The sequence below is a fragment of the Mucilaginibacter flavidus genome (assembly GCF_024055575.1).
In the GTDB taxonomy this organism is placed as follows: Bacteria; Bacteroidota; Bacteroidia; order Sphingobacteriales; family Sphingobacteriaceae; genus Mucilaginibacter; species Mucilaginibacter flavidus.
The window spans coordinates 119,245-134,887 of record NZ_JAMXOE010000006.1; the positions used below are offsets into that span (position 1 = coordinate 119,245).

Below are 15,643 nucleotides of genomic sequence, written 5' to 3' on the forward strand. Positions count from 1 at the left end.
CTGAAAGTAGATGGTTGTTGAGTATTTAGTTTGAAGTTCGCGTTTAAATAGGCCCAGTCTAAATGAAGCTATCATGAACTATGTACCATCAACTATGAACTGCAGCTCAATATTCGTCAATTAACTCATCATAAACGCCTTTCAATTCCGAAAATGCATGATTATCGCGCTTATCACGGGCTACTGTCATGCCGGCTTCGTAGGTATTTATGGCATCCTGCTTGCGGCCAAGGGCTTCGTATAATTTACCCAAATGGTAATAAGTGCCTACATAATCATGATGATTGGTTATTAGGTCTTCGTAATACCCAAGCGCCTTATCTGTTTGATTGATACGCAGATACTCTGTTGCCAGCGCGTATTTAAGGAACGGGTCGCCCGGCTCATTTTTAATAAATTCCAATAGCTTCTCTAATCTGCTTATCTGCATTTTAAACTCTCTCTTTTTTAACTAAATTTGCACAACCGATTTATAAATGAAAAACAATTTTGAGTCATTTATCTTTAGGTAATCAATCTATAAACAACAGTACGATGAAAATCCTGGTTTGCATAAGTAATGTGCCTGATACCACTACAAAAATAACTTTTACTGATAATAACACGCAATTTAATAACAACGGCGTGCAGTTTATACTAAATCCTTACGACGAAATTGCACTTGCCCGTGCAATTGAGCTTACCGATGGCGACAATGGCTCTGTTACCGTGATAAATATTGGGGAAGCAAGTACCGAGCCTACGATTCGCAAGGCATTGGCTATCGGTGCTACAGATGCCGTACGCGTAAATGCCAAAGCTCACGATGCCTGGTATGTGGCTTCGCAAGTTGCAGCTTATGTAAAAGCAAACCCGTATGATTTGATACTGACAGGCCGCGAATCTATTGACTATAATGGCTCGAAAGTGGCAAGTATGCTGGGCGAATTGCTGGATTTACCATCGGTATCAATCATCAAAAAATTAGATATCGACGGCGATAATATCACCATTGAACGCGAAATTGAAGGTGGTAAAGAAGTATTGACGATCCCCTTGCCCATTGTTGCCGGTGCCGCAGAAGGCGTGGCCGAACCAAAAATACCAAACATGCGCGGCATCATGTCGGCGCGTACCAAGCCACTAACCGTTATCGAGCCGGTCGGGGTTAAAACATTATCCGAAATTATCAGTTATGAGACACCTGCACCGCGTGGCCAGGTTAAACTGATTGCTGCCGATGATCCCGCGAAGCTGGTTGACTTATTACACGACGAGGCCCGGGTAATCTAACAATAAGCCTTAACCAAATTATTTATCTAAAGATTTATTATGCCAGTTTTAGTATATACCGAAAACGCCGAAGGGAAATTTAAAAAATCAACGTTCGAAGCTGTTTCATATGCGCGCGCCATTGCCGATCAGAATAATACCAATTTAGTGGCTATCTCTATTGGCGATGTAAGCAACGACCAATTGACCGCGCTTGGCAAATATGGCGCCGAAAAGGTGTTGAATGTTTCGAACGCTAAATTGAAAAACTTCATTAACCAGGCCTATGCTTCCGTTATAGCCGACGCGGCTAAAAAGGAAGGCGCTGATATCGTAGTATTATCAAATTCATTTTCAGGTCGTGGCCTTGCTCCCCGTGTCGGTGTAAAATTACAAGCTGGCGTTGCTGACGGCGCGGTTGCGCTGCCAGAACAAACTGGTGGCAAGTTTACTGTTAAAAAGACCGCTTTTTCGGGTAAGGCTTTTGCTATAGTTGAGTTAACTTCAGCCAATAAAGTAATATCGCTAACACCGAACTCTTATAAAGTTGTTGAAAAAGGCGGCGCGGCAACAGTTGAAGACTACGCAACCGAAGGCAATGCATCGGATTTTAAAGCCATAATTAAAGAGATTGTGCGCTCGACCGATAAAGTTTCCCTGCCCGATGCTGATATTGTTGTATCTGCAGGTCGCGGGTTAAAAGGGCCTGAAAACTGGGGCATGATTGAGGAACTGGCAGGTTTGCTGGGTGCTGCATTGGCGTGCTCAAAACCAGTGTCTGACGCCGGATGGCGCCCGCATAGCGAACATGTTGGCCAAACAGGTATTGCTGTCAGTCCAAATTTGTATATTGCAATAGGAATTTCGGGCGCAATACAACACCTGGCTGGTGTAAGTTCGTCGAAAGTTATCGTTGTGATAAACAAAGATCCTGAGGCGCCGTTTTTTAAAGTAGCAGACTTCGGTATTGTTGGCGATGCCTTTGAAGTAGTACCAAAATTGATTGCAGCTGTAAAAGAATACAAAGCTTCGGCATAAAGATGTGTTGTGATGGGTAATGATATGAAAAAAATAAAACTGGACATTGTTGGTTTATCGTACAGCCAAACGCAGTCTGGTGCTTATGCTTTGGTTTTAGGCGAAGTAAGCGGCCGCAGGCGCCTGCCAATTATAATCGGCAGCTTCGAGGCGCAGGCCATTGCTATCGAGATTGAGAAAATGACGCCCAGCCGGCCCTTGACCCACGATTTATTTAAAAGCCTGGGTGAGGCCTACAATATTAAAATACAGGAGATTGTGATTTACAATCTTGTCGACGGCATTTTTTACTCCAAACTGATTTGCACCGATGGTAAAAAATCGGTTGAAATTGATGCCCGTACCAGCGACGCCATCGCCGTAGCGGTACGTTTCGATTGCCCTATTTATACTTTCGAATTTATTCTTTCAACTGCAGGAATAGTAATAGAAGGAAACGATTTTGTTTACCTTGAGAACATCAATGAAACAAAAGAAGAAAAGACGGCGGCAACAACATCCTCTGCAGGTGGCTTTGCAGCACTGAGCACCGATGAGTTGCGAACAAAGCTACAGGAGGCACTCGCGGAGGAGTCGTACGAGAAAGCTGCCAAGATACGCGATGAACTTAACCGAAGGAAAGCATCATAGTTCCGCCTTATCACCATCTCTGGAATTTTAACAAACTCTGCTATTGAAGCTTCGTGATTTTGCAATTATTTCACTACTTTCCGGCTTTAATTACCGAATTGTACATTTATTGTTTTAAACCAGCGCTCTATGAATATTAAGTTCCGCTTAATACTAATGAATTTTATGCAATTTTTCGTGTGGGGGGCTTGGTTGCTAACTATCGGAGCGTATTGGTTTCAAAATAAGCATTGGTCGGGTGCCCAATTTGGTGCGATATTCTCTACAATGGGGATCTCTGCCATCTTCATGCCCGCCCTTACCGGTATTATTGCAGACCGGTATATAAACGCCGAAAAGCTTTATGGAGTAATGCATATTTTAGGGTCTTTAACGTTATTTTGCCTACCCCTCGTAACTAACCCAACTACATTTTTTTGGGTAATTTTGTTAAATATGGTGTTTTACATGCCAACCTTGTCGCTATCAATAACAGTAGCTTATTCTGCATTAAAAAGGGCAAATATAGATGTGGTTAAAGAGTACCCCCCTATTCGTATTTATGGAACTATAGGCTTTATAGCAGCATTATGGACAGTTAGCATTACCCATAGCGAAACAACCTCAAACCAGTTTTATATTGCCTCTGCGGTTGCCCTTACCTTGGGAATTTTTGCATTCACGCTGCCTAAATGCCCTCCACTTTTCAAAAAGACCGGCGACAAATCATTTGTTAATATGCTGGGTTTAAATGCATTCTCACTATTTAAAACTCCGCGGTTTGCTATATTCTTTGCCTTCTCGCTTTTGTTGGGTGCGGCTTTGCAGCTAACAAATGCTTACGGCGATACATTTCTCCACGATTTTAATAATATGCCCGCATATAAGGACTCGCTTGCTATGAAATACCCTGCTATTATCATGTCAATATCACAGGTATCAGAAACGCTTTTCATCTTAGCAATACCTTTTGTCCTTCGGAAATTCGGAATTAAATATGTTATGCTAATAAGTATGCTTGCATGGGTATTAAGATTTGGGCTCTTCGCTTTTGGCGACCCGGCAGGTGGCTTATGGATGATAGTTTTATCATGTATAGTGTACGGCATGGCGTTCGACTTCTTTAATATATCGGGCTCATTGTTTGTTGAAACGCAAATCGGGCCTGAAATAAGAGCAAGTGCGCAAGGCTTGTTTATGATGATGGTAAACGGATTTGGAGCCTTCTTCGGGAGTATACTCAGCGGTTTTCTTATCGACAAATTTTTTACACTGGCAGACCATAGCAAAAACTGGCACGGCATATGGCTCAGTTTCGCAGGATATGCCCTGGTAATTGCAATTATTTTTCCGTTTGTGTTCAGGTACAAACACACGCCGGAACTTGAGCGCGCCATAGAAAATGCTTAAAAAACCTTTTGCTGTACTGGTTGGTATTCGCTACATTTAAGACGCTATTGAAATCCATTTAAAAAATGAAAAAACACTACCGCCAGGAAAAAGACTGCCTCAACTGCGGTACCATTTTAGAAGGAAAATATTGCCATAATTGTGGCCAGGAGAACCTGGAACTAAAGGAAAGCTTTGGCCACATGATGAACCACGCTATCAGCGATTATTTTCATTTCGACCACCAGTTTTTTCATACCCTAAAGCCCCTGCTGTTTAAACCGGGGTTCCTTACTAACGAATACATAAACGGGCGGCGCGCACAGTACCTGCACCCGGTTAAAATGTACATATTCATCAGCATCGTTTATTTTTTGCTGCTTTTTAATACCGGGCGCGAAAGCGATTTTGTAAAGATTGACGAAAATGGTAAAACACCGGCGGCAACTTCAAAGCATATTGATTCGTTGCGCCGGTCACTTGCCAAAGACCATAATTTGAGTGCAGCCCAAAAAACTAAAATAGTTAACGACGAAATTAAACACAAGGCCGACCTAAAAACCAAAGCGGGCCCAGATACCGTTGACAGAAACTTCAAATCGGGGTTGCTTATCATTACAGCCGATAGCAGCTATAAACAATACATTGCCAAGCAACAAAAGCTGCCAGAAAGCAAACAAGATAGCTGGTTTGCAAAGCTTTATAATAAAAAGGCTTTCGATTATAAAACAAAATATGGGACACGTTCAAAGGAAGTATTTTACGAAGAGGTAAGGCATAATATTCCAAAAATGATGTTCCTGATGCTTCCGTTGTTCGCCCTGATATTAAAAATTACCTTTTGGCGCAATAAAAAGTTTTACGTGGAGCATCTGATATTTGCTTTCCACCTGCACTGTTTCATTTTTATCTTTCTGGCGATGCTAATTCTGCTATTGAAAATAACACCTGAAAATGAAACATGGATTGGTATAGTCAACCTTATTGGAGGCATTTATATGATGTGGTATGCGTACAAGGCGCTGAAGGTTGTATATCAACGTAGTACGTTCCGCACGATAACCAAGTTTATCGGTATTTATATAAGCGATATGGTCGTGTTCATATTTTGCTTTAGCCTGGTGTTACTGGTATCGGCGCTGCTGCTTTAGTCGCCAAATGCATCCAGGGCAATGGTAGGTTTTCCGCTATTGTCAAAAGCACCCAGGCCATAACCTTGCCAGTTATAAGCTTCAGGTTCCCAGTAAAAAACGCCAAGTCCGTTGCTGCCAGATACCGAGTTTACTTTGGTAATAATGTCTGTCAGGAAATTACGGCTCGCATCGGGCGATGATGCCGGCATGCCCACCTCAACAACCATACACGGTGTAGAATAACGGCTCACCATATCATTTATATTAGCCAGGCATTTGCTGTCATAGTCCGCCCAGTTATCAACCGAAGGGTAAAGCGACATCCCTATAATATCCCATTGTGCCCCGTTTGTCTTTAAACCATCAAACATCCAGCGGAAAAGGCTATTATCATAACCATTCGAAATATGCACGATTACTTTAGTAGTGCTGCTCACTGATTTTACAGCAGAATATCCAGCCTTTATCAGCACGGCAAAGTTTGCCATACTTTTTGAAGCACGACCATCTTCCCAAAGCATGCCATCATTGGTTTCGTTGCCAACCTGTACCCAATCAGGCGTGATACCGTTAGTTTTTAAGGTATTCATTACACTTACCGTATAATCATGCAACGTTGTTGTTAAGTTGGCAAAATCGAGTGCTGCCCATGCAGCGGGCTTTGGCTGTTTGCCGGGGTCGGCCCAGCTGTCACTGTAATGAAAGTCAATCATAATTTTCATACCGGCAGCCTTTGCACGTAATGCTTTCGCAACCAAATCGGCAGTATTGCACCAACCATTGGCGGGATTAACCCAAGCCCGCAGCCTGATGGAGTTAAAGCCAAGACTTTTCATTAAACCAAACAAATCCTGCTGGTTACCACTTTTATCATAAAACTTAACGCCCGTGGATTCCATCTGCGTTACCCAGCTGATATCAGCGCCTTTGGCAAATGCGGCTGAAACTACGGGCGGTTTATAGGTTTCGGGCGGGGTTGGCGGCGGATTGCCTCCTTTGCTCGAGCAGGATATGATCAGTAATAACAGACCACTGTAAACCCACAATACCTTTTTCATGCTGGTCTTTTTTTTAGATTATAAATTGGTATAACAAATATATAATCCCGGCATTAAAAATAAAATGTTTATTTAACATTTATTATTCAGCGTTACAACGAGTTGATTGATACCGGCAGAACAACGTACAAAACAGTCGGTACTTTCGCCTGGTAATGGGATGCCGTTAAGCAAATGAAAGTTGGTATAAGAAGCCGTAACCAGACTTTCGTTCGCCTCACCTACACGGCGAAGCCCTCATGTAATAATCCTCTCCAAAGTAGAGGACTTAAGCTTCGCTCTTGAAAATTTCTTTTTTAGAACCCTCTATTATTGCATTTAATAATTAGCGACTCAAGTATATTTAATCGCTGTAAAAATAAAACACCTGATAATCAGTATGTTTCATAGCGTTCCGGGTGTTCCGCTGGTAAAAACGGAACGCTTTGCCGGCATGCGAATGATTTTAAAGAATGAAAAAAGATGTGTAAAAAGCCGCGGATATTTGGCTTTTTACACATCTTTAACCACATTTCTAATGTGTTCTATAATCTTCCTGTCCTTGACGGTACTGTATTTGAGATAAAATTAAAGCTTTGTGTTTGGTCGCCAATTTGAATTTTAAACTCGCCTGCTTCAGTAACCGTTTTGCTAATGTCGTTTACAAAAGCTAAATCTTTAGCTGTGATTTTAAAGGTGACGGTTTTGCTCTCACCTGGTTTAAGACTTATTTTATCATATGCCCTCAAACGTTTGGTGTCGGGTGCAATGCTCGCATACATCTGGCTGGTGTACAACAAAACCGACTCTTTACCTTCAACGGTTCCTGTATTTTTCACATCGATAGTAACCGTTAAAGTTTCGTTTGCCTTTAAGTTAGGTTTGCTCAAATGCAGGTTGCCATAGCCAAACGTGGTATAGCTTAAGCCGAAACCAAACTCATACAGCGGGTTATAACTGTGGCTGTCATCAGAGTTGCCATTCTCCAGGTTTTTGCGGTAATAGTTGTTTAAAGAGTTCGGGTATTTCGGGTAAGTAACCGGCAGCCTGCCCGACGGGTTGGCATCACCAAATAAAATACTCGCCAGTGCGTCTCCCCCTTCGTTACCTGCCAGGTAAGTCATTACCGTTGCGGCAGACCGGCTCTCGGCCTGGGTAACAATACGTGGCCTTCCCTCAGCTAAAACCAGGATAACCGGCTTACCTGTTTTTGCCAATTCCATAGCCAACTGGGTTTGTGCCCAAGGCAGGTTAAGGTCGTCAATATTCCCTACGTTTTCGGTATAAGATAATTCGCCTAAGCAAAGTACAATCACATCGGCATTTTTAGCCGCCTTTACCGCATCATTTACATTCTTAAGACTATCAAAAGTGGCCCCCGGCTCGTAACTTACGTTACCCTTGCCAATTTTCTGCTGAATCGCTTCTAAAATGGTGTTTTTATCGGCTGCAAACTTATCGGCCTGGTCGCCTTGCCAGTTATAACTCCAGCCACCATCCAGCGAGCGCATGGTATTAGCGGTTGGGCCGGTTACCAGCACTTTGATATTCTTTTTAAGCGGCAGTATATTATTGTTATTTTTTAGCAACGTGATAGCTTCCGTAGCTGCCTGCACGCTCACCTGCCTGAACTCATCGGATCCGAATTTTGGATAATCATTGGGGTTGCCAACAGGCCTTTCAAACAAGCCTAATTGATATTTCACCTTCAATATGCGGTGAACAGCTTCGTTTACGCGTGCCATCGATACCTTGCCTTCGTGCACCAACTCAATTAAATAGTTGTAAAAACTGTACTCATAGGGTACCATGCTCATATCTATACCGGCATTTACGGCAATCATTACTGCCTCTTTTTGTGTAGCTGCAATGTGGTGGCGGTCGTGCAGGTATTCGATATCGCGCCAGTCGCTTACAGCTATGCCATCAAAATGCAGTTCGCCGCGCAACACATCGGTTAGCATATATTTACTGCCGTGGATGGGCACACCATTTATCTCGCCCGAGTTGATCATAATTGTCCTTGCTCCTGCCTTAACCGCTTCGATAAAAGGTGGTAAAAAGTATTCACGCATGTAACGATCAGGTATCCAGGCTGGCGTGCGATCTTTGCCACTTACCGGGTAGCCGTAACCCAGGTAGTGTTTCATACACGCTGCAACGTGATATTTATCGCCAACGTCATTGCCCTGGTAGCCTTTAATAATAGAGGTGCCCATGGTTTTTATCAGGTAAGGGTCCTCCCCAAAAGTTTCATAAATACGCGGCCATAATGGTGATTTTCCCAAATCAAGCACCGGCGAATAGTTCCAGGGGATATAGCTGGCGCGAGTTTCGTAAGCCGTTATCTCGCCGGCTTTGTAGGCAATGTCCCTGTTAAAGGTGGCCGCCATGGCAATTTCATGCGGAAAAAGTGTGCTGCCTGCAGTGTATGTAACACCATGTATCGCGTCGATACCGTATATGACCGGGATTTTCAACCGGTCCTTAGCCGCTTCAGCCTGTATGGCTGATACAACTTCGTACCAATGTTCGCGGGTATAAGCCTGGCCACTCACGTTTAATATTGAGCCGACATGATATTTTAAAATAGCTTCCTTTATTTTCGCAGCATCAATTTGATGTGCCCCATTGGTGGTGGTTGATACTACGTCTGATGTCACCTCCGTCATCTGCCCTACTTTTTCTTCGAGCGTCATTTTGGCGATCAAGGCATCAACTTTTTTGTCGATATCGCTCCCTTGTGACTGGCCCTTTTTGGGCTGGGCAGCCAGCAGCAGCACGTTAAAACATACTGCGCTTAAAATAAAAATTATCCTTTTCATGATTATATTGGTTTGGTTGATTGGTTTTATTTTGATTTTCTAAATTCAGCCTGCAACGCCTCTATCGCATTTGCTAAATAAGCAAACGGTGCATTCCAGTTTATTGCTATTTCGTTTGCCGCATAAGCGCGGTCGTCATCTATGTAGGCTTCGTCAGGGTTGGTCGATGGTACTTTTATCCCATCCTGCATGCCGGGGTTAGCGCCGCCCGCCAATAAACCTGGTATTGGGTCAGCAATGCCATCAGCTACTGACGGCCGGTGATGTGGGTGTATAGGCATTTTACTGCCGTAACCGGTTATGTACGAGTAACCCGCGCCGTTTCTGCCTAAAATGTAATCAAGGTTGGCAAGAGCATAGTCCAGGTATTTTTTATTGGGTGATAAGCGGTAAGCCTGTATCAGCAAAATCCCTTCATTTGCCGCTTCCGAGTTGCTGCCCCAACCAAAATGCCTGGCAGATTTGTTCATCACGGTTTGATAGGCCGTTTCATCTGCACCAGCTATCATATTATCGGCTGCAGCCAGTAATCGTTTTTTAATTTCTGATAGTTCCTTTGGGCCATTTGGACCGAACGCTTTGTTGTTTTTTAGGAGCGTATAGTAACCCAGAAGCTTTACCTGGCTCCAGGTGGGCACCGGCATCGTAGTATCGGGCAGTAAATTTATGTCTTTTAAAAAGCCAGGCTTCTGAGTCGCAACCGTGAGTTCGGATGCTGCCCAAATAAATTCGTCTTTAAAATTGCGGTCACCATAAGCGCCGGTGGCTACTTTGGGTTCAAACTGTTTGTTCATGGTATCCTGGTTGTAAACCACATTGGGGTTTTTCACCGCCCAGTCCCATGCTTTGCTTGCTTGTGTTAAACAGGAATCGGCCAAACCCGGCAACTGCGTTTTAAACTTACTGAAAACCCTGCTGGCCTGCGCCAGCACGGCGGCAAAATCGAGCGTTGCTGCAGTTCCTTTTTGCACTACGAACCGCGGTTCCGTGCTTTTATCGGGCATTTCCATTTTATCAAATGCCGCATTGGTTAGTTTGTGGTACACCCCGCCGTCCGCCGGGTCTTGCATGGTGAGCATCCAGCGCATGTTCCACAGTACTTCATTCAGTATATCCGGCAAACCATTACCGCTTTCGGGAATGTTCAACTTCACAGTTTTCATGTAAGCAGGAAAATCCTCGTATAATGACAATAATGTGCTTGTAGTAATCCCGCTGTTAACTATGTATTTGTTATAATCGCCGGCGTCGTACCAGCCCCGGGGCGATGAAATAACTGTGCCCGCCGGGCGGCCGCTGTTCGCTGCAGATGCATGGATTAATACGCTTGTATCCGGGTGCCCCTCTGCCCTGCTCCATTTGCCCGCATATTTTTCATTTAGGGCGATGGACGCACGCATAAAATAGTAAGCTTTTATAGAAGCCGCCGCAACATCGTGGTACACAGCTCGTTTAATTTCAAATGGAAACGAATAGCCCGAGCCAGGCACATAAAGCAGATATTTGCCTGCGGTTTTAAATTCGGAAAAGTCGGCAATTCCGGTATAAGCTCCTCCAAATGTCGGCTTAATTGATTTTTTCAATTTGCCGGCATATACATTCTTTTTGGCAGTCGTCTGGATATAAAAATCATCGCCTTTACTGTTTAATACAATACCGATTTTGGGACCGGCCGGATAAAAACCGGTTTGATTTAACCGGACGTTAACGCCTTCGTTGCCAGTTTTTTGCTGTGAAAAAGCAGGCTGAACACCAAAAACAAAAGCCGCCGCAAGCAGGCAACAGTAGTTTTTTATATACCCTTGCAAATATTTATTACACATAAATAGAAACACTTGTTTAATATCGCCTATAAATGGTTTATAAAGATAAGTGTAACTTGTACAATAAGTATAATACTAAATTGGCAATAACCGGCGAAAAATATAATACTAAACAAGCATTTAAGTAATCAGAGCACGATCGATAGTTTGGGATTAAGCAAAAAAGGCCCGCTTTTCAAGCGGGCCTCACATCATATATTTTGAATGTTATATTTTAAGCAGCGGTATTGCCAAACTTAAATTAAACAAACTAACCTTGGTTTGTGAGCTGCCATAAGTTTGCTTGCTAAGTCCTGCTTCGTAACGTAAGTCGACCGATATGTTTTTAATATCGATTCCTGCACCGAATACCCACGCGTAATTTTGATCTCTATAATCGAGCGAGGTTGCGTTACCTACAGCTGTACCGAAGCTTTGGCTTTTGTTAATGGCAAATGACACCAGCGGGCCTGTATAAAAACGTCCGCCAAAACCAAACGCACCAATTTTGCCCCCAAATAAAAGCGGCACGTCAATACTGGTAAATTTCGCTTTTACCTCGGTGCCATTGTCTGTAATTTGAACATTTTTGCCGGTTACATAAAGTTCGGGTTGGAAATTAAAGCCCAAAGCCCCAACCCTCGCCCATAATCCGCCTAAATACCCGGCACGGTTACCTGTGCTGAATGTTGAACCTGCTGATGATGATAAGCTTGCAAAATTCACACCGCCCTTAATACCTAACTGGAACGATGGTATAACCTGCGCCGAACTAAAAGTAAACGCAGCTGTAATTGTTATTAAAGTAAGAATTAGTTTTTTCATAGTGATTAATAAGGAGTTTATAAATAAAATAGTTGATTTTAAATAGTGTAGGAATGGCCTTAAATTAGCAATATCCGGTATACATTAATCAATTTAATGTATACCGGATATTTTGGTAGAATCTGCGATAAATGTAGAACAAATTTTATTAATCCAAAAAGAATTATAAAAATTTAGAAGCTTAGTTTTCCCTGGTAGTAATCTAATATTTTAGTGCGTATTAGATAGTCGTACCGGGCGTTAATCAGGTTTACATTAGCTGCGTCAAGGTTGTTTTTAGCGATAATGAATATGTCGGATGTGATAACACCAGCGTCAAATTTTGTTTTCTGGGCATCGTAAAGCGACTGGTAAGTCACAACCTGATCATTGAGAATCTGCAAGCGGTCGTATGCGTTGTTCATGTTTGCATGGGCCTGCTCTATCTGTTGCTTTAGCTGAATTTGCGTTGAGCTGTTGTTATTCTGTGCATCAAGCAAATCAAGTTTAGCGCGCCTTACATTATTCCTGCTTTGAAAATAATTCAAGAAAGGTACCTGCAAATTAAGACTTGGGCCGTATAGCCTGTTGTCTTTAAACTGCGAACTAAAGCTTGCCGGCGGTTCGTTGCCGTTAGGTAAGTTTGAGTATTGGGTAGAGGTTCCGTAACCTAATGATAATGTTGGGTAATACTTCCCTTTGGCAGCCGAAACTTCTTTTTCAGCCGATTTTACCCTAAGGTCTGACGCTTTAACCAATGCTAAGCTGCTTAGCGCAGCCGAATATATTTCATCAGGGTTTGATGGATAAAGTCCGGGCGAATTATTAGCCTGCAAACGTTCCAATCTTATGTCCTTTTTATAAGCTACGTTCATAGCTTCCAGCAAGTTAATTTTGGCTGTTAACACCGCTGTTTGCGCGTTGTAAATGTTTATCTGGTCGGTACTGTGTACCCCTTTAATATTATAGTATTCGGCTGGCGCAATACTACCGGCATCATTTAAATTTTTTTCGCGGTCAAGGTTTACTTTCGAGGCATCAAACTGCAACTTGGCCTGGCTCAATTGATCTTCGCTGTTGAGTTCTATGAAGTACAAAGAAATTATAGTCAACGTGGTTTCGTTCTTAACCTCCTGGAAATCCATTTTTCCCGCCTGGTAGGCCAATGAATTTTGCCTGATGGAATTTATCGCGCTTAGGCCGTTAGATAAAAGAATATTACTGTTAAGAGAAAACTGTGCAAATTTACTTTGTGATGCACTAACTGTCACACCTGAAGTGTTGGTACCCCGACCGTAAGTAATATTATACCCCGCCTGTCCATTTAAATTTGGCAACAGGTATTCGCGTGCCTGGTCCCAGGAAATCTTGTCGCGAAGCATTTGGGTTTCACTTTTCTTTACGCTAAGGTTATTAATAATGGCAATATTAACACACTGCTGCAAGGTTAAGACGCTATCAAGCTGCGTTTGTGCAGGCTGGGCTTTTGCAATAACTGTTGCGGATAAGATTAAAAGGACTAAAGATATTTTTTTGAAAAACATGATTATGATGATATTTACTGCCGGTATTTTTAGAATTTATGTGATGATTCTACTCTGCCGTCTAAAAGGTTAATTATTCTTGAGCCGTATTCGGCATTTTTTTCTGAGTGTGTTACTTGGATAATAGTTACTCCGTCTTCCTTATTCAGCTTACGGAATAATTCCATAATTTCCTCGCCTTGTTTGGAGTTTAAGTTACCAGTGGGTTCATCGGCCAATAATAGTTTTGGTCTTGCAATAAGCGCGCGGGCTATACCCACCAACTGCTGCTGACCACCTGATAATTGCGCGGGGAAAAGGTCTTTTTTACCTACGATCTGGAAACGGTCGAGCATATCGGCAACCATAGCTTTGCGCTCGGTGCCCTTAAAGTCCTGGTAAATTAATGGGGTCTCGATGTTTTCATAAACGGTAAGTTCGTCTATCAAATGGTAAGCCTGGAACACAAAGCCGATATATTGTTTATAAAGGGCCGAACGTTGTTTGTCTTTCAATTGATGAACAGCATTGCCCACGAAATAGTGAAATCCTTCAGATGGTTCATCAAGCATGCCGATAACATTCAGCAACGTTGATTTGCCCGAGCCCGACGGGCCCATGATAGAAATAAATTCGCCTTCTTCAACCTCAATGTTAATGTCGTTTAATACAATATTCTTGTTGCCGCCGGCCTGGTAGTACTTTGAAATATGCTGAAGTGATAACATGTGTTTTTAATTAATGAATTAGTTATTTGGTGAATTATCGAGTTGCTAATTTATAATAACTATTTGAAATTAATTATAGCTATCCCGTAATTCGGGCACATAGGCATCAATAACATACCAAACTTTTAATATGTTAAATATCAAGTTTTTATGTATTGAACTTTAGCTAAAAACTGTTCGCTTATGTAACATGAGGCGTACGGTTATGATACAAGTTGAAGATTGACGAATTGTGAGCTGTTACGAATAAACCAACTGGCGTCAGTAATAAAAATGGCTTTGCCTTCATGTTCCAGGAGCTTGGAGAACGAGTTGTCATCTTGTTTTAAAGTTAACACAATATCCACTCATACCGCTGCTCCATCAGCTTTTTTCCGAACGTAATTGATTCCACTTCGTCTGTTAAAACAAAGCCCATTTTTTTATAAATAGCGGCTGCGGTTATTTGTTCTTCTGTTGTCCAGAGGAAACATGTTTTATAACCTTTTTCCTTTAAAAAATCCGTAAACAACATCGTTAGCGTTTTGCCTAGCCCTATACCGCGATATTCGGGTTCTAAAATAAAAAAACGCAATTGCGCCGCATTATTTTCACGATGCATTAAAAGCAAAAAACCAACTATCCTGCCTTTGTGCACAGCAACCCATACCCTATCCATATCAGGGTCGTAATGTTTATGAAACTCATACAGGCCGGCAGCGACGTAAGCCTCAAAGCTGGTTGAAAAATTGTACTCTTTACAGTATAACGCTCCGTGCATCCAGGTTACATAGCCAATATCGCCGGGCCGAAGGAAAGTACGGATAGTAATGTCATTTAAACTAATATCGTGATTCATGTTATTTGTGGGGTCTATTTTCAAAAATATTCCTGATGGCCTCCATATGGCCGGTTAAGGCCATAATATCTGCTTCGGTAAATCTTGACAGCATATCTTTTACCTGGGCTTGTGAAGTATCATTTAATCCCCAAAAAATATCACTCCCTTTCGACGACAGCTGCAATTTAAATACCCTTCCATCCTGCTCAGACTGTTTTTTTAGGATAAGCCCCTTTTTTTCGAGATTTTGAAGCAGCCTGCTTAGATAGCCTTTGTCGAGATTTAATAAATCGATAAGGTCGCTGGCGGTCATCCCATCGGGATGATGGTACAGTTCGAAGATAATACGCACTTCGGTTAGTGAAAACTCGCTGTCGAGATATTTATCCAACAAACCAATTACCGATGTATAAAAACGGTTGAACGCCCTGATGCGGGCTACATATTCGTCTATCATTATAAAAACATAGAGACATCGTTGACAAAAGCAACTATATTTATCTACCTCCATTGAAAATTTACAAAATAGCGTATCGCGCGCCTGAAATTTGGGTACCGGGTATGAATTTTGGCATATTGCTTACAATAGCGTTCTCGCCAATTCTCAGTAGTTAAAATGCTGATTTTATTTAATAAATAATTTTCCTGATTTCTTTTTACCCCTCATTTTAACTCAATCATGTT

At 42.3% G+C, this 15,643-nt stretch carries 14 protein-coding genes; 5 read left to right on the forward strand and 9 right to left on the reverse strand.

Features of this window, described 5'->3' with window-relative positions; translation table 11 throughout:
* Nucleotides 1-106 precede the first annotated feature (106 nt).
* Complete coding sequence (locus tag NAF19_RS11970; protein WP_252790287.1) at nt 107-430, reverse strand: heme biosynthesis protein HemY; 324 nt, start codon at nt 428-430, stop codon at nt 107-109.
* Between the two features lie 104 nt (nt 431-534).
* Here NAF19_RS11970 and NAF19_RS11975 point away from each other — a divergent pair, with 104 nt between their 5' ends.
* From NAF19_RS11975 to NAF19_RS11995, 5 genes are all read left to right on the forward strand, one after another.
* Nucleotides 535-1,272 carry an electron transfer flavoprotein subunit beta/FixA family protein gene (locus NAF19_RS11975; RefSeq protein ID WP_252790288.1) on the forward strand — a complete coding sequence of 246 codons (738 nt, stop codon included), beginning with the start codon at nt 535-537 and terminating at the stop codon, nt 1,270-1,272.
* 39 nt (nt 1,273-1,311) lie between these two features.
* A complete protein-coding gene (locus tag NAF19_RS11980) occupies nt 1,312-2,289 on the forward strand; it encodes an electron transfer flavoprotein subunit alpha/FixB family protein (protein ID WP_252790289.1) in 978 nt (325 codons plus the stop codon).
* 24 nt (nt 2,290-2,313) lie between these two features.
* Nucleotides 2,314-2,919 (forward strand): bifunctional nuclease family protein, encoded by a 606-nt coding sequence (locus NAF19_RS11985; RefSeq protein WP_252790290.1) that lies wholly within the window; start codon nt 2,314-2,316, stop codon nt 2,917-2,919.
* A 129-nt stretch (nt 2,920-3,048) separates the two neighbouring features.
* The gene (locus NAF19_RS11990) at nt 3,049-4,308 is read left to right on the forward strand and encodes a nucleoside permease (RefSeq protein ID WP_252790291.1); all 1,260 of its coding nucleotides are present in this window, start codon (nt 3,049-3,051) and stop codon (nt 4,306-4,308) included.
* 65 nt (nt 4,309-4,373) lie between these two features.
* On the forward strand, nt 4,374-5,438 hold the full coding sequence (locus NAF19_RS11995) for a DUF3667 domain-containing protein (RefSeq protein ID WP_252790292.1): 1,065 nt from the start codon (nt 4,374-4,376) through the stop codon (nt 5,436-5,438).
* Here the strand turns inward: NAF19_RS11995 and NAF19_RS12000 are convergent.
* From NAF19_RS12000 to NAF19_RS12035, 8 genes are all read right to left on the reverse strand, one after another.
* Nucleotides 5,435-6,478, reverse strand: a complete 1,044-nt coding sequence (locus NAF19_RS12000) for a glycoside hydrolase family 53 protein (protein WP_252790293.1) — start codon at nt 6,476-6,478, stop codon at nt 5,435-5,437. The genes NAF19_RS11995 and NAF19_RS12000 overlap by 4 nt on opposite strands.
* 524 nt (nt 6,479-7,002) lie before the next feature.
* Entirely contained in the window at nt 7,003-9,282 is a 2,280-nt protein-coding gene (locus NAF19_RS12005; protein WP_252790294.1) for a glycoside hydrolase family 3 N-terminal domain-containing protein, read from the reverse strand.
* A 26-nt stretch (nt 9,283-9,308) separates the two neighbouring features.
* Complete coding sequence (locus tag NAF19_RS12010; RefSeq protein ID WP_252790295.1) at nt 9,309-11,105, reverse strand: glycoside hydrolase family 9 protein; 1,797 nt, start codon at nt 11,103-11,105, stop codon at nt 9,309-9,311.
* A 207-nt stretch (nt 11,106-11,312) separates the two neighbouring features.
* Nucleotides 11,313-11,909 carry a porin family protein gene (locus tag NAF19_RS12015; protein WP_252790296.1) on the reverse strand — a complete coding sequence of 199 codons (597 nt, stop codon included), beginning with the start codon at nt 11,907-11,909 and terminating at the stop codon, nt 11,313-11,315.
* A gap of 173 nt (nt 11,910-12,082) precedes the next feature.
* Complete coding sequence (locus NAF19_RS12020) at nt 12,083-13,432, reverse strand: TolC family protein (protein ID WP_252790297.1); 1,350 nt, start codon at nt 13,430-13,432, stop codon at nt 12,083-12,085.
* A gap of 29 nt (nt 13,433-13,461) precedes the next feature.
* On the reverse strand, nt 13,462-14,139 hold the full coding sequence (locus NAF19_RS12025; RefSeq protein ID WP_252790298.1) for an ABC transporter ATP-binding protein: 678 nt from the start codon (nt 14,137-14,139) through the stop codon (nt 13,462-13,464).
* Nucleotides 14,140-14,470: 331 nt separating this feature from the next.
* Nucleotides 14,471-14,977 carry a GNAT family N-acetyltransferase gene (locus NAF19_RS12030; RefSeq protein WP_252790299.1) on the reverse strand — a complete coding sequence of 169 codons (507 nt, stop codon included), beginning with the start codon at nt 14,975-14,977 and terminating at the stop codon, nt 14,471-14,473.
* A 1-nt stretch (nt 14,978) separates the two neighbouring features.
* A complete protein-coding gene (locus NAF19_RS12035) occupies nt 14,979-15,416 on the reverse strand; it encodes a MarR family winged helix-turn-helix transcriptional regulator (protein WP_252790300.1) in 438 nt (145 codons plus the stop codon).
* Nucleotides 15,417-15,643 lie beyond the last annotated feature (227 nt).